The sequence below is a fragment of the Sphingosinicella sp. LHD-64 genome, assembly GCF_031157375.1.
In the GTDB taxonomy this organism is placed as follows: Bacteria; Pseudomonadota; Alphaproteobacteria; order Sphingomonadales; family Sphingomonadaceae; genus Allosphingosinicella.
The window spans coordinates 252,990-271,324 of record NZ_JAVIFV010000001.1 but is presented as its reverse complement, the minus strand read 5'-3'; the positions used below and the strand labels follow the sequence as shown (position 1 = coordinate 271,324).

The 18,335-nt window shown below is 68.5% G+C and carries 15 protein-coding genes; 11 read left to right on the top strand and 4 right to left on the bottom strand.

Going from position 1 to position 18,335, the window contains the following annotated elements; translation table 11 throughout:
- Nucleotides 1–67: 67 nt before the first annotated feature.
- From dapA to RCO27_RS01300, 6 genes are all read left to right on the top strand, one after another.
- Nucleotides 68–943: a 4-hydroxy-tetrahydrodipicolinate synthase gene (gene dapA / locus RCO27_RS01325; RefSeq protein ID WP_309000838.1), complete on the top strand. Its 876-nt coding sequence runs from the start codon at nt 68–70 to the stop codon at nt 941–943.
- Nucleotides 943–1,425 carry an SsrA-binding protein SmpB gene (smpB, locus tag RCO27_RS01320; RefSeq protein WP_309000837.1) on the top strand — a complete coding sequence of 161 codons (483 nt, stop codon included), beginning with the start codon at nt 943–945 and terminating at the stop codon, nt 1,423–1,425. The genes dapA and smpB overlap by 1 nt, the downstream gene beginning before the upstream one ends.
- Nucleotides 1,418–1,984: a DUF2062 domain-containing protein gene (locus tag RCO27_RS01315; protein WP_309000836.1), complete on the top strand. Its 567-nt coding sequence runs from the start codon at nt 1,418–1,420 to the stop codon at nt 1,982–1,984. Before smpB ends, RCO27_RS01315 begins: the two co-directional genes overlap by 8 nt.
- Nucleotides 1,981–4,377 carry a response regulator gene (locus RCO27_RS01310; RefSeq protein WP_309000835.1) on the top strand — a complete coding sequence of 799 codons (2,397 nt, stop codon included), beginning with the start codon at nt 1,981–1,983 and terminating at the stop codon, nt 4,375–4,377. Before RCO27_RS01315 ends, RCO27_RS01310 begins: the two co-directional genes overlap by 4 nt.
- Before the next feature lie 69 nt (nt 4,378–4,446).
- Entirely contained in the window at nt 4,447–4,812 is a 366-nt protein-coding gene (locus tag RCO27_RS01305; RefSeq protein WP_309000834.1) for a response regulator, read from the top strand.
- Nucleotides 4,813–4,849: 37 nt separating this feature from the next.
- Nucleotides 4,850–5,647 (top strand): alpha/beta fold hydrolase, encoded by a 798-nt coding sequence (locus RCO27_RS01300; RefSeq protein ID WP_309000833.1) that lies wholly within the window; start codon nt 4,850–4,852, stop codon nt 5,645–5,647.
- A gap of 95 nt (nt 5,648–5,742) precedes the next feature.
- Here RCO27_RS01300 and RCO27_RS01295 read toward each other — a convergent pair whose 3' ends face one another.
- The gene (locus tag RCO27_RS01295; protein WP_309000832.1) at nt 5,743–6,099 is read right to left on the bottom strand and encodes an alpha/beta fold hydrolase; all 357 of its coding nucleotides are present in this window, start codon (nt 6,097–6,099) and stop codon (nt 5,743–5,745) included.
- A 183-nt stretch (nt 6,100–6,282) separates the two neighbouring features.
- Here RCO27_RS01295 and recA point away from each other — a divergent pair, with 183 nt between their 5' ends.
- On the top strand, nt 6,283–7,308 hold the full coding sequence (gene recA, locus RCO27_RS01290) for a recombinase RecA (protein WP_374990342.1): 1,026 nt from the start codon (nt 6,283–6,285) through the stop codon (nt 7,306–7,308).
- 35 nt (nt 7,309–7,343) lie between these two features.
- Here recA and RCO27_RS01285 read toward each other — a convergent pair whose 3' ends face one another.
- On the bottom strand, nt 7,344–8,612 hold the full coding sequence (locus tag RCO27_RS01285) for a multidrug effflux MFS transporter (RefSeq protein WP_309000830.1): 1,269 nt from the start codon (nt 8,610–8,612) through the stop codon (nt 7,344–7,346).
- A 141-nt stretch (nt 8,613–8,753) separates the two neighbouring features.
- Between RCO27_RS01285 and RCO27_RS01280 the strand changes: the two genes are divergently transcribed.
- Together RCO27_RS01280 and RCO27_RS01275 are read left to right on the top strand one after the other, a co-directional pair.
- Nucleotides 8,754–9,377: a glutathione S-transferase gene (locus RCO27_RS01280; RefSeq protein ID WP_309000829.1), complete on the top strand. Its 624-nt coding sequence runs from the start codon at nt 8,754–8,756 to the stop codon at nt 9,375–9,377.
- Nucleotides 9,378–9,667: 290 nt separating this feature from the next.
- Complete coding sequence (locus tag RCO27_RS01275) at nt 9,668–10,969, top strand: dicarboxylate/amino acid:cation symporter (protein WP_309000828.1); 1,302 nt, start codon at nt 9,668–9,670, stop codon at nt 10,967–10,969.
- Nucleotides 10,970–11,056: 87 nt separating this feature from the next.
- Here RCO27_RS01275 and RCO27_RS01270 read toward each other — a convergent pair whose 3' ends face one another.
- Nucleotides 11,057–13,081 carry an elongation factor G gene (locus tag RCO27_RS01270; RefSeq protein WP_309000827.1) on the bottom strand — a complete coding sequence of 675 codons (2,025 nt, stop codon included), beginning with the start codon at nt 13,079–13,081 and terminating at the stop codon, nt 11,057–11,059.
- A 156-nt stretch (nt 13,082–13,237) separates the two neighbouring features.
- Between RCO27_RS01270 and RCO27_RS01265 the strand changes: the two genes are divergently transcribed.
- Together RCO27_RS01265 and alaS are read left to right on the top strand one after the other, a co-directional pair.
- Nucleotides 13,238–13,795, top strand: a complete 558-nt coding sequence (locus RCO27_RS01265; RefSeq protein WP_309000826.1) for a hypothetical protein — start codon at nt 13,238–13,240, stop codon at nt 13,793–13,795.
- A gap of 45 nt (nt 13,796–13,840) precedes the next feature.
- The gene (gene alaS, locus RCO27_RS01260) at nt 13,841–16,501 is read left to right on the top strand and encodes an alanine--tRNA ligase (RefSeq protein WP_309000825.1); all 2,661 of its coding nucleotides are present in this window, start codon (nt 13,841–13,843) and stop codon (nt 16,499–16,501) included.
- On the opposite strand, the gene RCO27_RS01255 is transcribed toward alaS, so the two are convergent.
- On the bottom strand, nt 16,498–18,297 hold the full coding sequence (locus RCO27_RS01255; RefSeq protein WP_309000824.1) for a cation:proton antiporter: 1,800 nt from the start codon (nt 18,295–18,297) through the stop codon (nt 16,498–16,500). The two genes, alaS and RCO27_RS01255, sit on opposite strands and share 4 nt — an antisense overlap.
- Nucleotides 18,298–18,335 lie beyond the last annotated feature (38 nt).

The following is an 18,335-nucleotide window of genomic DNA, read 5'->3' as shown; positions in this document are numbered from 1 at the left end:
AACATCCCCCCGGACGTCCTATATCCATGTCTAGGCCGGGCATCGCCGCGGGGTGAAGGAGACATTCATGTTCAAGGGGTCGATCCCCGCTCTGGTGACGCCTTTCCGCGACGAAGCGTTCGATGAGGGCGCGTTCCGGGCGTTCGTGGACTGGCAGATCGCGGAAGGCAGTCATGCGCTCGTGCCCTGCGGTACGACCGGTGAATCGGCGACCTTGGTCGCCGAGGAGCATTATCGCGTCGTCGAGGTGTGCGTCGAACAGGCGGCGGGACGCGTGCCGGTGATTGCCGGCTGCGGCTCGAACAGCACCCAGACCGCGATCGAGAATATGAAGGCGGCCAAGGCGCGCGGCGCCGACGCCGCGCTGTGCGTCCTGCCTTACTACAATCGCCCGAACCAGGACGGGCTGGTCGCGCACTTCACCGCACTGGCCGAGGCCTGCGACCTGCCGATCGTCGTCTACAACGTGCCGACCCGCACGGTGACGGACATCCTGCCCGAAACGCTTGCCCGCATTGCGGCGCTGCCAACCGTCGTCGCGATCAAGGATGCCTGCGGCAATCTCGCTCGCGTCTCCGCCCACCGCCAGCTCTGCGGTCCCGACTTCGTCCAGCTCTCCGGCAATGACGACATGGCGCTGGGTTTCAACGCGATGGGCGGCGTCGGCTGCATCTCGGTCAGCGCCAATGTCGCGCCGCGCCTGTGCGCCGACTTCCAGAACGCCTGTCTTGAGAACCGCTGGGCGGACGCGCTGGCGCTGCAGGACCAGCTCTATCCGCTCCACGCCGCCTTGTTCACCGATGCTTCACCCGGACCGGTTAAATATGCGCTCAGCCGTGTCCGCCCCGAATTCCCCTCCGCCCTGCGCCTCCCGATGACGCCGCCCTCCGACGCGAGCCGCCGCGCCGTCGACGCGGCGCTGGCCCATGCCGGCCTGATCTGATGGCCCGCCCGCGCCCCACCGAGTTCGACAAGAAGAAGGTCGTCGCCGAGAACCGGCGGGCGCGGTTCGACTATGCGATCGAGGACAAGTACGAGGCCGGCATCGCGCTGACCGGCACCGAGGTGAAGAGCCTGCGCTTCGGCGAGGGCTCGATCGCCGAGAGTTATGCCGAAGTCAGCGAGGAGGAGGTCTGGCTGATCAATGCCAACATCCCCGAATTCAGCCACGGCAACCGCTTCAACCACGAGCCCAAGCGCCCGCGCAAATTGCTCCTCCACCAGCGGCAGATCGCCAAGCTGCACGGCGCGGTCGCGCGCCAGGGCATGACGCTCGTGCCGCTGTCGGTCTATTTCAACAGCCGCGGCCGGGCGAAGGTCGAGCTCGCGCTCGCCAAGGGTCGCAAGAGCCACGACAAGCGCGACTACGAGAAGGAAAAGGACTGGAAGAGGGAGCAGGGCCGCCTGCTGCGCCAGCATGGTTGAGCGCATCGGTCGCTGGATGGCGAAGAACGCCCCGAAGCGCGAGGATCTGGAGAAGAGCCGCTGGATGCGGGTGTTCGGCAGTCGCGTGCTTCACAGCGAGTTCTGGCGCTTCACCCGACGCTCGGTGCCACGCGGCGTCGGCGTCGGCCTGTTCGTCGGCATCTTCGCGCTGATCCCGGGCATCCAGATCATCGGCGCTGCCCTGGCCTCGATCCCGTTCCGCGCCAATATCCCGATCGCCGCAGCGATGACCTTCCTCACCAATCCGGCGACCACGCCCTTCCTGCTGGTCGCCTCGATCTGGGTCGGCAACAAGCTCGGCTTCCACGCCGATCTCGCCTCCTTCCAGGCGCTCTACAGCGGCGGCGCCAGCCTCGGCGACTGGGCCGCCTGGGCCTTTTCCGACGCGGCGCCTGCGGTCATCTCGGGCCTTTTCATCATCGCTGCAGTCTCGGGCGTCGTCGGCTGGGCGATCTCGCGCTACATCTGGCGCTGGTGGCAGGGGCGCAAGTGGCGCCGCCGGGGCCACCGGCGCGCGGCGACGGAGATGCAGGGATGAACGGCGCCGCCAGGCCGCGGCCCGGGCGCGATCTCCCGCTCTTCGCGCTGGCCGCGTTCGTTTCGGCGGGCCTGCTGCTCTGGGCGGTCGGCGACCCGGCCTTCGCCGGGATCTTCCTCGCCGGGCTCATCGGCGTCGGTGGCGCGCTCTTCCTGCTCGCCCGTCCGCGCGTGGCGGTGCCGGCCCAGGCGCCGCTGACCGCGCAGACCGACGTCACGTTGCTCCGCGCCGCGCTCGATGCAGCGGGGGAGGGGACGGCGCTGGCGCTCACCGACGCCCAGGGCCGCCTCATCTGCGCCAACAGGGCCTGGGGCCAGTGGCTCGGCCACGGCGTCGCGCCATCGGCGCTGCCCGACGAACAGCTGCGCGAGACGCTCGCCGCCGCCGCCCGGGCCGCCCGCCGCGACGGCCTCGCCCTGCTCGAGCCGTTTGCGATCAACGGCCGCACGATCGGGGGCGAGGTCGGCCCGGCACCGGGCGAGGGCGACCTGCTGCTCTGGCGCCTCGGCCAGGGCGAGGCGCTCGATCTCACCGGCGAAGCGCGCCGGCTCGCCACCGGCGAGGCCGGCCGGCGGATCGGCGAGGCCGGCCTGATGCTCGTTCTCACCGATGCGGACGGACGCATCCGCGCGTCCAACCCGGCCTTCGCCCAGCGCGCGATGGGCGATCAGGAGGACAGCGCCGACGGCACCGGCCTGGTCGAGCATCTCGCCGCGGCCGAAAACGGCCAGTTCCACCTCGCCGCCGAGGGCAAGGCCGGCCCGCCGCTGCGCATCGTCCAGATCCCGCTCGGCGAGACGCCGGAATCGCCCTCCTTCTTCCTGATGCTGGACGACGCGCCCGCCGCCGCATCGGGCGAGGATGCCGGCGCGCACATCCACGCGCTGCTCGACAGCCTGCCGCTCGGCCTCGCCCTCGCCGACACCGACGGCCGCCTCGTCTTCGTCAACAAGGAGTTCCGCAAGGCCGCCGGCCTGTCCCCGAGCGAACGCCCGACGTGGCCGAGCGATCTCGTCGTCGAGGAGGACAAGGGCGCGGTCTCGGATGCCGTCCGCCGCTTCGGCCGCGGCCGCGCGCTCTCGGGCGACCTCGCCGTCCGCCTGCGCACCAATCCCGAGGAGCCGGTGGCGATGACCGTCGCCGGCGCGCGCGGCCTCGGCGCCGCCGCGGTGATGATCAGCCTCAGGGACAACAGCGAAGAGGCGCGGTTGAAGCGCGAGATCGCCCAGGCGACCAAGATGCAGGCGGTCGGCCAGCTCGCCGGCGGCGTCGCGCATGACTTCAACAACATCCTGACCGCGATCCTCGGCACCTGCGATCTCATGCTGATGCGTCATACGCCGGGCGATTCCGACTATGACGACATCCAGCAGATCCGCTCGAACTCGAACCGCGCCGCCAACCTCACCCGCCAGCTCCTCGCCTTCTCCCGGCAGCAGACGCTGCGGCCCCAGGTCCTCCAGCTTCCCGATGTGGTCTCGGAAGTCTCGCACCTGCTCACCCGCCTGCTCGGCGAGCGGATCAGGCTCCAGGTCAAGCATGGCCGCGGGCTCGGCCCGGTGCGCGCCGACCCCGGCCAGCTCGAACAGGTGATCGTCAATCTTGCGGTCAATGCCCGCGACGCGATGGTTGCCAAGGATCCCGAAGGCGTCGGCACGCTGACCCTGCAGACCTTTTCCGTCAGCGCCGACGACGTGCGCCGGATGGGCACCGATATCCTGCCGATCGCCGACTATACCGGGCTCAAGGTCACCGACACCGGCACCGGCATCCCGCCAGCAATCCTCGGCAAGATCTTCGAGCCGTTCTTCACCACCAAGGAGGTGGGGAAGGGGACGGGCCTCGGCCTCTCCACCGTCTATGGCATCGTCAAGCAGTCGGGCGGCTTCATCTTCGCCGAATCCCAGCCCGGCAAGGGCACCAGCTTCACCATCTATCTGCCGGTCCACCGCGCCCAGCCCGGCGAGGCGGCGCCCAAGGCCAAGGCGAAGGAGAAGGCCGGCGACCTCTGGGGCAGCGGCACCGTCCTGCTGGTCGAGGACGAGACGATGGTCCGCGCCGTCGCCGAGCGCGCGCTCTCGCGCAACGGCTACACCGTGCTCGTCGCCGAGAATGGCGAGGCGGGCCTGGAAATCCTGGCGAAGGAGCCGAAGGTCGACCTGATGATCTCGGACGTGGTGATGCCGACCATGGATGGTCCCACCACCGCCCGTGAGGCGCGCAAGCGCCATCCGGACCTGCCGATCCTGTTCATCTCCGGCTATGCCGAGGAGCAGCTCAGGAAGTCGATCGACCTTCCCAACGTCTCCTTCCTCGCCAAGCCCTTCTCGGTCCAGCAGCTCGCCGAAACGGTGCGCGACGTGCTGGCAGCCGATCGTGCCGCGCGCAAGTGATGGGGGCGCGATCATGGTTCCAGCGAAATAAATCTTTCGCTTTGCGCAGCACCCGCTAAGCCTTCGCCTATGGACAGCAAGCGTTCGATCCTGGTCGTCGAGGACGAGCCGCTCATCGCGATGATGCTCGAGGATTTCCTCGAATCGCTCGGCCACGAGGTCGTCGCCACCTGCGACACGCTCGAGGCCGCGCTCGGCCATGCCGAGGCGGGCGGCTTCGACGTCGCGATCGTCGATGTGCAGCTCAAGGACGGCAAGCGCGCCTGGCCGCTCGCCGACAGGCTTGCCGATCGGGGCATGCCGTTCATCCTCGCCACCGGCGGCCACCTCGATCCGCCGCCGGCGCGCCATGCCGCCGCGCCGGTGCTCGCCAAGCCCTATACGATCGACGCGATCGAGCCGGCGCTGGCCCAGGCGCTCGCGCTCCGGACCTGACCGGGCGCCCATCCGGTTGACCGGGCGGCGACGCTGGATGTGGTGGCTGCTCTTCCTGCCGCTTTCCGTCTATCTCGCGATCTGCGTGCTGCTGTTCTTCGGGCAGAATGCCCTGATCTTCCCGACCGGCCAGGTCGGCGCCGCCGGCCCGCCGCCGCCGGGGTCGGGACGGCTCGAGCTCGCGACCGCCTCGGGCGCGCGGCTCCGCGGCCTCCACATCCCGCCCGCCCGGCCGTCCGGCGAACGTCTGCTGATCCTCGGCTTCGGCGGCAATGCCTGGAACGGCGAGGTGATGGCGGCCTTCCTTCACCGCCTCTATCCGCAGGCGGACATCGTCGCCTTCCACTATCGCGGCTATCGCCCGAGCGAAGGCAGCCCGAGCGCTACGGCGCTGCGTGAGGATGCGCTGCAGATCCACGATTTCGCCCGCGCGCGCCTGCGGCCGCGGCGTATCGTCGCGGTCGGCTTCAGCGTGGGCAGCGGCGTCGCCGCCGCACTTGCCGCCGCGCGTCCGATCGACGGCGCGATCCTGGTCACGCCGTTCGACTCTCTCGAACGCGTCGCCGCCGGCCATTATCCCTGGCTTCCGGTGCGGGCCCTGTTCCGCAACCGGCTCGATCCCGCCGGCGATCTCGCCGCCACGAACATGCGGGTCGCGATCGTCGCCGGTGGCCGCGACACGCTGATCCCGCCGGCGCGAACCGACGCGCTGCGGCGTTCGGTTCCGAACCTCGCCTTCGACCGCACGATCCCGGCGGCCGGCCATAACGACCTCTACGATCATCCCGATTTCGCCGGCGTCATGGCGCAGGCGCTGGACGCTGTGCGCCGGTGAAGAACGCCCGGAGCCTCACCGCCATCCGCTTCGGCTCTTCCTCCGGAAAGAAATGCCCGCCGTCGACCGCATGGCCGCGCACGTCATCGGCCCATTCACGCCAGATACCAAGTGCACCGCCTTCGGCCTCGTACCAGCTTTCGAGCGCTCCGTTCCGGCTCCACAAGGCGAGCACGGGGAAGGCGATGTGGCGTCCCTTCGTCCTGTCTTCCCGGTTGTGGCATGTGTTCGGCATCCGAAGGCGGGCAGCCGCTGTCGCCATAGCCGCGCAGATCGGCGCACAGGATGGTGAAGCCGTCGGCCAGATGCGGCGCGACCTCCCGCCACATCAGATGCGTTTCGGGAAAGCCGTGCAGCAGCAGGAGCGGCGGCCCTTGCCCCGCCCGGCGCAGGAAGATGTGCCCGCTTGCGGTCGGGATCCTCATCGGTTCGAAGTCGTCGAACGGGGTCATGATCACCGCCTTCGCCCGGAAGGAATGCGCCGCGGCGCGTAAAGCACAAGTTCTCCTCTTGTTCTCATGGAACGTTTCGTGTACGACCGCGATCTCACGTTGAACGATCCGTGCTGACGCAATACGGGGAGACCGGCCATGGTGGCATCGCTTCAAGTCGTTTCCGACAGGACCCAGATGGATATGGACAAGCAGAAAGCTCTCGACGCCGCGCTGGCGCAGATCGACCGCGCCTTCGGCAAGGGGAGCGCGATGCGCCTCGGCTCGCGCGAGGCGATCGAGATCGAGACCATCTCCACCGGCAGCCTCGGGCTCGACATCGCGCTCGGCATCGGCGGCCTGCCGCGCGGCCGCGTCGTCGAGATCTACGGGCCGGAAAGCTCGGGCAAGACCACTTTAGCGCTGCATGCGGTCGCCGAGGCGCAGAAGAATGGCGGCGTCGCCGCCTTCGTCGATGCCGAGCATGCGCTCGATCCGATCTATGCCAAGAAGCTCGGGGTCGACATCGACAATCTCATCGTCTCGCAGCCGGACACGGGCGAGCAGGCGCTGGAGATCACCGACACGCTGGTCCGCTCCAACGCGGTCGACATCCTGATCGTCGATTCGGTCGCCGCCCTGGTGCCGCGCGCCGAGATCGAGGGCGAGATGGGCGACAGCCATGTCGGCCTGCAGGCACGGCTCATGTCGCAGTCGCTGAGGAAGCTGACCGGCTCGATCTCCAAGTCGAAGTGCCTGGTGATCTTCATCAACCAGCTGCGCATGAAGATCGGCGTCATGTACGGCAATCCCGAGACGACGACCGGCGGCAATGCGCTGAAATTCTACGCCTCGGTCCGGCTCGACATCCGCCGCACCGGCCAGATCAAGGACCGCGACGACATCGTCGGCAACGCGACCCGGGTGAAGGTGGTCAAGAACAAGCTCGCGCCGCCGTTCAAGCAGGTCGAGTTCGACATCATGTACGGCGAGGGCGTCTCCAAGCTCGGCGAGGTGCTCGATCTCGGCGTGAAGGCCGGCCTGGTCGAGAAGTCCGGCGCCTGGTTCAGTTACGATTCGATCCGCATCGGCCAGGGCCGCGAGAATGCCAAGGTCTATCTGCGCGAAAATCCGGAAATTGCCGATCGTATCGAAAAGGCGATCCGCGGCCGCACCGACGAGGTCGGCGAGGCGCTGATGACCGGCCCCGATGCCGAGGACGATATCTGAGTCTCCGGAAGTTTCAGTGGCCGGATTTTTTGCTCCTAGGAAGCTGAAACTTCTGAAACTTCCGCGCCGCGCAGGTTCGGATCGCGGCCGAACAGGCGGCCGCGCTCGGTGACGAGGACGGTGGCGAGGGCGGCGGCGCCGCAGAGTGCAGCGCCGAGGATCAGCGGGATGGTCGTCCCGTCGAAGCTGAGGCCGATCGTCATGCCCAGCGCGGCGCCGATCACGGTGGTGATGGTGCCCTGCACCGACGAGGCGGTGCCGGCGACATGGCCGAGCGGCTCCATCGCCAGCGCACCCATGTTCGACGCGGCGAAGGCGAAGCTGGCCATGGTGAGGCCCTGGAGCAGAATGAAGAGACCGAGGCTCTCGACGAGCAGCGCCGAGGCGAGGTGGACGAGCGCCAGCGCCGTGAACAGGATCAGGCCGAGATGGGCGATCCGCCGCGTGCCGGCGCGCTCGACCAGCCGGGCGTTGAGCCAGGACGCAAGCGCCATCGGCGCCGCGACGCCGGCGAAGGTCGCGGCGATGAGCTCCGGCCGCTGATAGACGTCGAACACGATCTGCTGGACCGAGGAGATGTAGCCGACCAGCGGCGCCATCATCAGCGTGAAGGCGAGCGTGTAGCCGATCGACATGCGGTTGGTCAGCGTCTCGCGCGCGCCCTCCAGGGCCACCCGCGCCGACAAAGGCCGCCGATATTCGGGATGCAGCGTCTCGGGCAGGCGGATCAGGCTCCAGACCAGCATCACCGCGCCGAAGATGGCGAGGCCGAAGAAGATCCACTCCCACGGCGCGATCATCAGGGTGAGCTGCCCGAAGGCTGGCGCGAGCACCGGCATCAACAGGAAAACAAGGAAAACAAGGCTCATCAGCCGCGCCATCGCCGCCCCCTCATAGCGGTCGCGGATGATCGAGATGACGAGCACGCGGGTGGCGGCGGCGGCGGCGCCTTGCGCAAGCCGGGCCGCGAGCAGCAAAGTGAAGCTCGGCGCCGCCGCGCAGGCGAGCGCGAAGCCGATATAGAGAAGCAGGCTCCCGAGCAGCACCGGCTTGCGCCCGAACCGGTCGGCGAGCGGCCCGTAGAGAAGCTGCGTCGTCCCGAACCCCAGGAAATAGAGCGAGACGACGAGCTGGCGCTGATTGTCGGTCGCCACATCCAGCGCCTCGCCAATCGCCGGCAGCGCCGGCACCATCGCGTCGATCGCCAGTGCGTTGAGCGACATCAGCCCCGCCATCAGCACCACGAACTCCCGGAAGCCGGGGCGCAGGACGGCAGGCGCGGCGGCAAGGCGGGGGTCGGTCACAGGGGGCATCCATGTCGCTGGTGCGGGTGGCCCGGAACGACTCCCGCGATCGGTTCCCTATTCCCTGCCGTGCGATTATGGAAGCCGCGGCCGCACGTGGGTCGTATGTGGGTCGCACATGGATCGCCCAGGGAGGGCGCGATGATCACCGTTCATCATCTCGAGAACTCGCGCTCCCAGCGTGTCCTCTGGCTGCTCGAAGAACTCGGCTTCGACTATGAAATCGTCCCCTACAAGCGCGATCCCAAGACCTTGCTCGCGCCGCCCGCGCTCGCCCGCGTCCATCCGCTCGGCAAGTCGCCGGTGGTCGAGGATGATGGCTTGGTTCTCGCCGAGACCGGCGCGATCGTCGAATATCTGGTCGAGAAGGCGGAAGGCCGCCTGGGGCCGCCCGCCAACCGCGAATCGGTGCTCCGCTACCGCCACTTTCTCCATTATGCGGAGGGCTCGATGATGCCGCCGCTCTTCGCGATCCTCGTCGTCAACCGCCTCGGCCTGCTGGGCAAGCCCGCCAGGGCGCCATTGCTCGCCATGTTCGGCAGGCATCTCGACTGGCTCGAAAACGAGCTGGCCAGCCGCGACTGGTTCGCCGGCGACGAATTCACCGCCGCCGACATCATGATGAGCTTCCCGCTCGAGGCCGCCCGCAACCGCGCCGGCCTCGACGCCTCGCGCCCCAGCCTCACCGACTGGCTGGAGCGTATCCACGCCCGCCCGGCCCATGCGGCGGCGCTGAAGCGCGGCGGGCCTTACGCCTACGCCTGACGCCGCGCGCCAAGCGCGAGTTGCGCCGCGCGCGCCGATCGCCGCCGCGGCGATCCAGCGCGCCGTCCACGTCACCCACTCGATATCCCGCACCCGCGCCGCCGCGCCAGCCGCCGCCAGCGCGAAGCCGAGAAACGTAGGCCAGTCCGGCAGCAGCGCGATTCCCGCGATCTTGAGCATGTCGCCTCTCCCGTCCGCCGACAGGTCAGTCCAGGTAAACCGCCGAATGAGGTTGACTTTTCGTGGCGCAGGCGCCCGGATGCCGGCCGCACAAACCACAAGGGGCAATCATGGAAAGCGCTGGCGGCCGCCGCATTTCGCTGCAGATGAAGATGCTGATCGGCTTCCTGATCGGCCTGGTCGCCGGTCTTGCGGTCCACATGACCCAGCCCGGCGCACCGTGGGTGGATGCGGTCACGACCTATGTCACCGGGCCGATCGGTCAAATCTTCCTGCGCCTCCTGTTCATGCTCGTCATCCCCTTGCTCTTCTCGGCGCTCGTCGTGGGCATCGCGGAGATGGGCGATGTCGCCGCGCTGAAACGGGTGGGGATCAAGACGCTCGTCTTCACCCTGCTCCTGTCCTCCATCGCGGTCGTGCTCGCGCTCGCCGTCACCAACATCTTCCAGCCCGGCGCCGGTGTCGATCCGATCCTCGCCAACCAGCTCCTCGCCGACGCGCGCGAGAATGCCGGGGCGATCATCTCGGCCAATGCCGAGCGGCCGAGCGGTGTCGCCGCCTTCCTCAACATCATCCCCAACAATGTGATCGCCGCCGCCGCGGCCAACGACATCCTGGCGGTGATGTTCTTCGCGCTCGTCTTCGGCATCGGCCTCCTGCTGGTGAACACACCCGCCGCGCAGAAGCTGCAGGACGTGATCCAGGGCCTGTTCGATGTGACGATGCGGCTCATCGGCATCGTCATCCGCCTCGCGCCGCTCGCCATCGCCTGCTTCATGTTCAACCTCGCCGCCGTATTCGGCTGGGACCTGCTGGTGCGGCTCGGCGCCTATGTCGGCGTGGTATTGCTCGCGCTCGGCCTGCACATGTTCGTTTCCTATCCGATCGCGCTCAAGCTCTTCGGCGGCATGTCGCCGGTCCGCTTCTTCCGCGACGTGCAGGAGGCGATGGTCGTCGCCTTCTCGACCGCCTCGTCCAACGCCACCCTGCCGACGGCTTTGCGCGTCGCCGAGGACAAGCTGAAGCTGCCGCCGCGCATCTCGCGCTTCGTCCTCACCATCGGCGCCACCGCCAACCAGAACGGCACCGCGATCTTCGAGGGCGTCACCGTCCTGTTCCTCGCCCAGTTCTTCGGCGTCCAGCTCGACCTGTGGCAGCAGGTCGCGGTGCTGCTCGTCTGTATCCTCGCCGGCATCGGCACGGCGGGCGTGCCGGCCGGCTCGCTCCCGGTCGTCGCGCTGATCCTCGCCATGGTCGGCGTGCCGCCCGAGGGGATCGGCCTCATCCTCGGCGTCGACCGGCTGCTCGACATGTGCCGCACCACGCTCAACGTCACCGGCGATCTCGCGGCCGCGGTGGTCGTCTCGCGCGGCGAGGAGGAAGCGCCGGCACAGGCGAGCGCGCCGGCCTGAATCCTCCCCCTGAACTTGCAGGGGAGGGGAGACCGCGCGAAGCGTCCTGCGGACGGCCCCCTCCCCACGAAATCGCGGGGAGGAAAATCAGGCCGGTTCGAGCTCCCGCTGCACCACCTTGTCGGCGAGGGTCCCGTTGAGCTCGGCGAGATGATCGAACGCTGCCTCATAGGTCGCGAGGCCCTGGCTCAGGGACCTGAGTTCCGCGTCGAAGCCCTGCATCTCCGCCTCGGGGATCAGCGCCTCGACCTTGTCCCAGCGCGACCAGCCCTCGCGCGGCTCCATGCCGAGCATCTGGCCGCGCCGGCTGGCGATTGCCGAGGTCACGCGCGAGGTGGCGTTGCTGGGCGCGGTCACCGTCACCTTCATCACCGGCTCCAGCAGATGCGCCGCCGCCTGCGCCAGCGCCTCCGACATGCCGATCCGGCCGGCGGTGCGGAACGCGATCTCCGAACTGTCGACGGTGTGGTAGGAGCCGTCGACCAGGGTCACCTCGACATCGACCACCGGAAAGCCGAGCGGCCCCTTGGCAAGCGCGTCGCGCACGCCGTCCTCGACCGCCGGAATCCACTGTTTCGGCACGACGCCGCCCGAGATCCGCTCGCCGAACTTGAACCCGCCGCCGCGGGGCAGGGGCTTCACCTCCAGCACGACGTCGCCGAACTGGCCGTGGCCGCCGGACTGCTTCTTGTGCCGTCCGCGCTGGGTCACGGTCTTGCGGATCGATTCCTTGTAGCCGACCTGGCAGGGCCGCGAATCGACTGCGACGCCATAGCGCCGCTTGAGCCGCTCCAGCGTCACCTTGAGATGCTCGTCGTTGACGCCCTTGAGTCGGGTCTCGTGCATCGCCTCGTCCTGCTCCCAATGGAGCGCGGCATCCTCCTCGGTCAGCTTGTGCAGGGCGGTCGACAGGCGCACGTCGTCCTTGCGATCCTTGGTCGCGATCGCGAGCGCGTAGTTCGTCGTGGCCGGGGAGACCCCGGGCGCCGGCGGCGCCTTGCCGCTCGCCAGCCATTCGCCGGGGCGCGCCTCGTCGAGCTTGGCGATCGCCACCACATCGCCGGCCTTGGCCTCGATCAGCTTCACGCTCTTGTCGCCCTGCATGGCGAACAAAGTGCCGATCCGCACCGAATCGCCGCCGCTCGTGCTGAGTTCGGCGCCTTCCTTGAGGCCGCCACCGAACACGCGCGTGTAGCTGAGCCGCCCCATTGCGCCGCCATGGCTGACCTTGAACACGAAGGCGCAGCCGCCGGTGGCACCCAGCCGCTCGGCGGCCGTGCAGGGCGCGGGGACTTCGTGGCGCAGGGACTTCATCAGCCGCCGGACGCCCTGGCCGTTCGCCGCCGAGCCGAACAGGACGGGGACGATCTGGCCCGCGCCGGTCTCCCTGGCGAGATCGTCGAACACGGTCTGGCGATCCGGGATTTCGTCCATAAGGAGCTGTTCCAGCAGCACATCGTCATGGTCGGCGAGCTGCTCCAGCATATGCGTCCGCTCCAGCACCTCGCGGTCGGCGAGGTCGGCGGGGATGTCCCTCTGCTCGGAGGGCTGGCCGGGCCGGTAATAATAAGCGCGCTCCAGCGCGATATCGACGAAGCCGGTGACCTTCTCGCCATCCCGGATCGGGATCCAGCGTGCGATCAGCGGCGATCGGCTCATCGGCTGCAGCGCCTCCAGCAGACCCTGGATCGAACCGCGCGCAGAATCGATCTTGTTGACGAAGATCATGTGCGGCACGCCGAGCGCCTCGAGCTGCCGCAACGCCGGCTCGGCGAGCAGCGCGCGGTCGGGGTCGGGGTCGATCACGACCAAGGCGAGATCGGCCGCCGCGATCGCCAGAGCGGCATCGGCTGCAAATCCGACCGAGCCGGGTCCGTCGATCAGCGCATAGCGGTCGCCCAGATAGTCGTAATGCATCAGGTTCAATTCGGTGGAGCCGCAGCGGGCGCGGGCCTCGGGACTGGCGTCGCCGACGCTGGTGCCGTCCGCGACCGATCCCTGGCGCCCGGTGGCGCCGGCCGCAAAAAGAAGGGCCTCGGCTAGGCTGGTCTTACCCGCCCCGCCGGGGCCCACAAGCGCGATGGTTCTGGTGCCTGCAGCTCTGTCGGGCATGATCGTCTCCTTCGTCCGCTGGTCGCGGTCCGCGAGAAGACGCGGCCGCGCGCCTTATGGGAAACCGCCAGCTTCCTCCTGTCCGCGGCGAAGCGCAAGGGGGATCGTGGGGCTTCGTCGCTTGCAGGCCGGCAGCCCATCGCGCACATCGGTGCGATGCTGTTCAAGCAGGACATCGTGCGGGGTATCGCGGCAGGCGAGGTGACGCTGGCGTTCCGCCGCTGGCGAAAGCCCGCCGCCGTCGCGGGCGGGAAGCAGCACACATTTGCCGGCATGATCGGCTTCGACCGGGTCGATCCGGTCGACCCCGCCGCGATTACCGAGAGCGACGCCCGCGCCGCAGGTTTCGACAGCCGCGACGCGCTGATGCGTTCCCTGGAGGGACGGGAAGGGGATATCTATCGTATCGCGGTCCGGTATCTCGGTGCGGACCCGCGCATCGCCCTGCGTGAACAGGCCGATCTCGACCCCGCCGAGCGCGCCAGCCTCGCAGCGCGTCTCGAAAAAATGGGCGCCTGGACCCGCGAAGTCCTGCGCCTTATCCGTGACCATGAAGGCGTCCGTGCCGCCGATCTCGCTGTGCGTCTCGGTCGCGAGACGCTCGACTTCAAGCGCGACGTCCGCAAGCTGAAGGCGCTCGGCCTCACCGAATCGCTGGAGGTCGGCTATCGCCTCAGCCCGCGCGGCCGTGCCGTTCTGGATGGGGAAGGGTGATCGCGGGCCTTTTCGTGACGCCCCCGCTCGCCTAAGTGACCCCCTATGACATCGACCAACGACATCCGGCGCGGTTTTCTCGACTATTTTGGGCGAGAAGGGCATACGATCGTCCCCTCCGCGCCGCTCGTCCCGCAGAACGATCCGACGCTGATGTTCGTCAACGCCGGCATGGTGCCGTTCAAGAACGTCTTCATCGGCCAGGAGACGCGGCCTTATTCGATGGCGGTCTCCTCGCAGAAATGTGTCCGCGCCGGCGGCAAGCACAACGATCTCGACAATGTCGGCTACACCGCCCGGCATCATACCTTCTTCGAAATGCTGGGGAATTTCTCCTTCGGCGACTATTTCAAGGAGCGGGCGATTTTGCTCGCCTGGGAGCTGCTGACCCGGGAATGGGGGCTTCCTGCCGACCGGCTGACCGCGACCGTCTATCACACCGACGATCAGGCCTTCGATCTGTGGAAGAAGATCGCGGGCCTGCCCGACGAGCGGATCATCCGCATCCCGACCAAGGACAATTTCTGGGCCATGGGCCCGGACGGCCCCTGCGGGCCCTGCTCGGAGATCTTCTACGATCATGGCGAGCATATTCCGGGCGGCCCGCCGGGTTCGCCGGACGAGGATGGCGATCGCTTCGTCGAGATCTGGAACCTCGTCTTCATGCAGAACGTGCAGGCGGACGATGTCATCGTCGGCGACTTGCCGAAGCCGCAGATCGACACCGGCATGGGGCTGGAGCGCGTCGCGGCCGTGCTGCAGGGCGTCCACGACAATTACGACACGGACACGTTCAAGGCGCTGATCGCGGCCTCGGGCGAGCTCACCCGGACGGACACAAGCGGCGCAAATCAGGCCAGTCACCGCGTCATTGCCGATCACCTGCGCGCCGCGGGCTTCCTGATCGCGGACGGCGTGCTCCCGGCCGCCGAGGGGAGGGGCTATGTCCTCCGCCGCATCATGCGCCGCGCGATGCGTCATGCACAGCTTCTCGGCGCCGCCGAGCCGCTGATGTACCGGCTCGTACCCAGCCTGACCGCCGAGATGGGCGCCGCCTGGCCCGAGCTGGTCCGCGCCCAGCCGCTGATTGAGGAAACGCTGAAGCTGGAGGAAACCCGCTTCCGCCAGACTCTCGCCAACGGCCTCAAGCTGCTGGATGAGGCGACTGTCGGTATGACGGTTGGGGAGACCTTGCCGGGCGCCACCGCATTCAAGCTCTACGACACCTACGGCTTCCCTTACGATCTCACCGAGGATGCGTTGCGCGCGGCGGGCCTCGGGGTCGACCGGATCGGTTTCGATGCCGCCATGGCCGAGCAGAAGGCGGCCGCGAAGGCCGCCTGGAAGGGCTCGGGCGCCAAAGCGAGCGAGGAGGTGTGGTTCGACATCGCTGAGGAATTGGGGCCGACCGAATTCACTGGCTATCTCGGCCACAACGGCGACGGCCAGGTGGTCGCATTGGTCAAGGATGGCGCGCGGGTCGCGACGGCCAGGGCTGGCGACAAAGTCACCATCCTGACCAACCAGTCGCCCTTCTACGGTGAGAGTGGTGGCCAAATCGGTGACACCGGAAAAATCACGTCAGACAAGGGTTTGCTGGCCGAGGTTGAGGAAACGTCGAAGCCGCTCGGCAAGCTCCATGGCCATCACGCGATGATCGGCGCGGGCGAGATCGCGGTCGGCGACACGGTCCATCTTTCCGTCGATGCCGCGCGCCGGTCGAAAGTCCGCGCCAATCACAGCGCCACCCACCTGCTCCACGCGGCGCTGCGCCACCGGCTCGGCACGCATGTGACCCAGAAGGGTAGCCTGGTCGCGCCGGACTATTTCCGCTTCGATTTCTCCTACCCCAAGCCGCTGACCCGCGAGGAGATCGAGACGGTCGAGGCCGACGTGAACCGCTATATCCGCGAGAACGAGCCGGTCGGCATCCGTCTGATGAGCATCGACGATGCGATGGAAGCTGGCGCCATGGCCCTGTTCGGCGAGAAATATGGCGACGAGGTCCGCGTCCTCTCGATGGGCCATGAGGGCGACGCGCCCTATTCGGTCGAGCTGTGCGGCGGCACCCATGTCAGCGCGCTTGGCGACATCCAGCTCTTCAAGATCACCTCGGAAAGCGCGGTCGCCGCGGGCGTCCGCCGCATCGAGGCGCTGACCGGCGAGGCGGCGCGCCAGTGGTTCGTGCAGCGCGAGGATCGGCTCAAGGAAGCCGCAGCTTCGCTCAAGGCCTCACCCGAGGAGGTGCCCGCCCGCGTCGCCGCCTTGGTCGAGGAGCGCCGCCGGCTCGAGCGCGAGCTGGCCGAGGCGAAGAAGGCGCTGGCGCTCGGCGGCGGCGGCAAGGCCGACGCGGCGGCCCCCGAACAGATCGGCGGCCATGGCTTCATCGGCCAGGTGCTGGACGGCATGGATCCCAAGCAGCTGCGCGGCCTGATCGACGAGGCCAAGGGCCGGGTCGGCTCCGGCGTTGTCGCGTTGGTCGCCGTCAATGACGGCCGCGCCACCGTCGCGGTCGGCGTGACCGACGACCTCGCAGGCTCCCTCAACGCCGTCGATCTCGTCCGAAAGGCGGTCGAGGCGGTCGGCGGGCAGGGGGGCGGTGGCCGCCCCGACATGGCGCAGGGGGGCGGCCCCGACGGGAGCAAGGCGGCCGCCGCGCTTAACGCCGTCCGCGCGGCGCTGGCGACCGAGCCGCAGACGGCCTAGCTCGCCGCTGGCTCCTTGCCGGGCATGTCCCGGAGGCGGATGCCGCGCATCGGCGGCTCCCGGTCGAGCTTGCCGAGGTCCATGATCTGCTGGCGCAGCTCCGCCCGCTTCTCGTGGATCGAGGCGATCACAGGTCCCATCGCCATGCCGAGATCGACCAGCACCGCTTCGGAGAGCTGGAGCGAGGATTCGATCGTCTCTGGGACGGCGTCGGTCGCGCCCGCCCGATAGAGCTCGGCCGCGTGGAGCGGGTCGCGCGCGCGCGCGACGATGGTGAGGCCCGGGCACCAGCCGCGCACCCGCCGGGTGAGCTTCACCGTGAGCACAGGATCGTCCATCGTCAGGATGAGCGCGCTGGCATGGCCGAGGTTCAGGCGGTCGAGCATTTCCGGGCGGGCGACGTCGCCGAAGATGATCGGAATGCCCTCGCGCCGGGCGGCGGCGACCGCATCCACGTCCGAATCGACGGCGATGTAGCGCCGGCCGTGCGTTTCGAGCATCTCTGCGACCAGCCGGCCGACGCGGCCGAAGCCGATGATCACTGCCGCCGGCTGCTCCTGCCCGGCGACGGGGAGCGGGATCTCCACTTCCGGCTGCACGTCGACGCGGCGCGCCAGCACCTGACCGAGCTTGGCGAGCAGCGGCGTGATCGTGAGGCCGATCGCGGTCACGATCTGCCAGAACGCTGCGGTTTCACGTGCGATCAGGCCCGCCGCGGCCGCAGCGGTGAGGACGATGAGCGTCGTTTCGGAAGGCGAGGCCATGATCACGCTGGTCTCGGCGGCAACGGCCGGACGCGCCCCGTTGAGGCGGAGCAGCAAAGCGGTGACGATCACCTTGACCAGCAGCACGCCGAGTACTGCGCCAAGCAGGGCCGGCCAGCTGGCGAGGATGACGCGCAGGTCCACGCTCATGCCGACAGTGATCAGGAAGACGCCGAGCGCGAGGCCCTGGAAGGGCTTGGTGATGACCTCGACCTCGTCATGATAGTCGGTTTCCGCAATCAGCACGCCGGCGATGATCGCGCCCACGATCGGCGACAGGCCGGCCGCCGCCGTGGCAAGGCTCGCGACGATGACGACGAGCAGGCTGGCGGCCAGGAACAGCTCGGGACTCTTGGTCCGCGCGGCCTGTGCGAACAGGCGTGGGAGGAAGAAGCGACCCAGCACCAGCATCGCCGCGACCACCGCCGTGCCGATCAGGAGCGCCTCGACCAGCCCTTCCCATTCGCTTCCGACCGCGGCGCGCGGGGCGAGGGCGCCGAGCGCGAAGATGATCGGAACGATCGCCAGATCCTCGAACAGCAGCATGGCGAGCGCGGAGCGGCCGACCGGGGTGCTGGTGCCGACGATCGGCAGGACGAGCGCGGTCGAGGACAAAGCGAGGGCGAGGCCGAGCGCGATCGAGGCGGTCGTGCTGTTGCCGAAGAGATAGAGGCCGAACCCGATGAACACCGCGCCGAGTACCAGTTCGGCCGCCCCGACCCCGAAGACCAGGCGCCGCATGCCCCAGAGACGCTTGAAGGACAATTCCAGCCCGATCGAGAAGAGCAGCAGGATGATGCCGAACTCGGCGAAGGGCTCGATCGCCTCGCGGTCGGTGATGGTGACGAAGCGCAGCCACGGATAGTCGCCGGCCATCGCGCCGAGCCCGGCCGGGCCGACGAGCACGCCGATCAGGATGAAGCCGATGACCGGACTGATCCGGAAGCGGGCGAAGGCCGGGATGACGACACCGGCCGCGCCGAGGATCACCAGGGCGTCGCTGAGACCGGAAGCCGTGAATTCATTGGCCATGAGGCCTTTATGCAGCATCGGGCGCGCTTGTCAGCACG

Coding starts and splice junctions, on each gene's coding strand:
- dapA (WP_309000838.1), top strand. CDS start 68: ATGTTCAAGGGGTCGATCCCCGCTCTGGTGACGCCTTTCCGCGACGAA.
- smpB (WP_309000837.1), top strand. CDS start 943: ATGGCCCGCCCGCGCCCCACCGAGTTCGACAAGAAGAAGGTCGTCGCC.
- RCO27_RS01315 (WP_309000836.1), top strand. CDS start 1,418: ATGGTTGAGCGCATCGGTCGCTGGATGGCGAAGAACGCCCCGAAGCGC.
- RCO27_RS01310 (WP_309000835.1), top strand. CDS start 1,981: ATGAACGGCGCCGCCAGGCCGCGGCCCGGGCGCGATCTCCCGCTCTTC.
- RCO27_RS01305 (WP_309000834.1), top strand. CDS start 4,447: ATGGACAGCAAGCGTTCGATCCTGGTCGTCGAGGACGAGCCGCTCATC.
- RCO27_RS01300 (WP_309000833.1), top strand. CDS start 4,850: ATGTGGTGGCTGCTCTTCCTGCCGCTTTCCGTCTATCTCGCGATCTGC.
- RCO27_RS01295 (WP_309000832.1), bottom strand. CDS start 6,099: ATGACCCCGTTCGACGACTTCGAACCGATGAGGATCCCGACCGCAAGC.
- recA (WP_374990342.1), top strand. CDS start 6,283: ATGGACAAGCAGAAAGCTCTCGACGCCGCGCTGGCGCAGATCGACCGC.
- RCO27_RS01280 (WP_309000829.1), top strand. CDS start 8,754: ATGATCACCGTTCATCATCTCGAGAACTCGCGCTCCCAGCGTGTCCTC.
- RCO27_RS01275 (WP_309000828.1), top strand. CDS start 9,668: ATGGAAAGCGCTGGCGGCCGCCGCATTTCGCTGCAGATGAAGATGCTG.
- RCO27_RS01270 (WP_309000827.1), bottom strand. CDS start 13,081: ATGCCCGACAGAGCTGCAGGCACCAGAACCATCGCGCTTGTGGGCCCC.
- RCO27_RS01265 (WP_309000826.1), top strand. CDS start 13,238: ATGCTGTTCAAGCAGGACATCGTGCGGGGTATCGCGGCAGGCGAGGTG.
- alaS (WP_309000825.1), top strand. CDS start 13,841: ATGACATCGACCAACGACATCCGGCGCGGTTTTCTCGACTATTTTGGG.
- RCO27_RS01255 (WP_309000824.1), bottom strand. CDS start 18,297: ATGGCCAATGAATTCACGGCTTCCGGTCTCAGCGACGCCCTGGTGATC.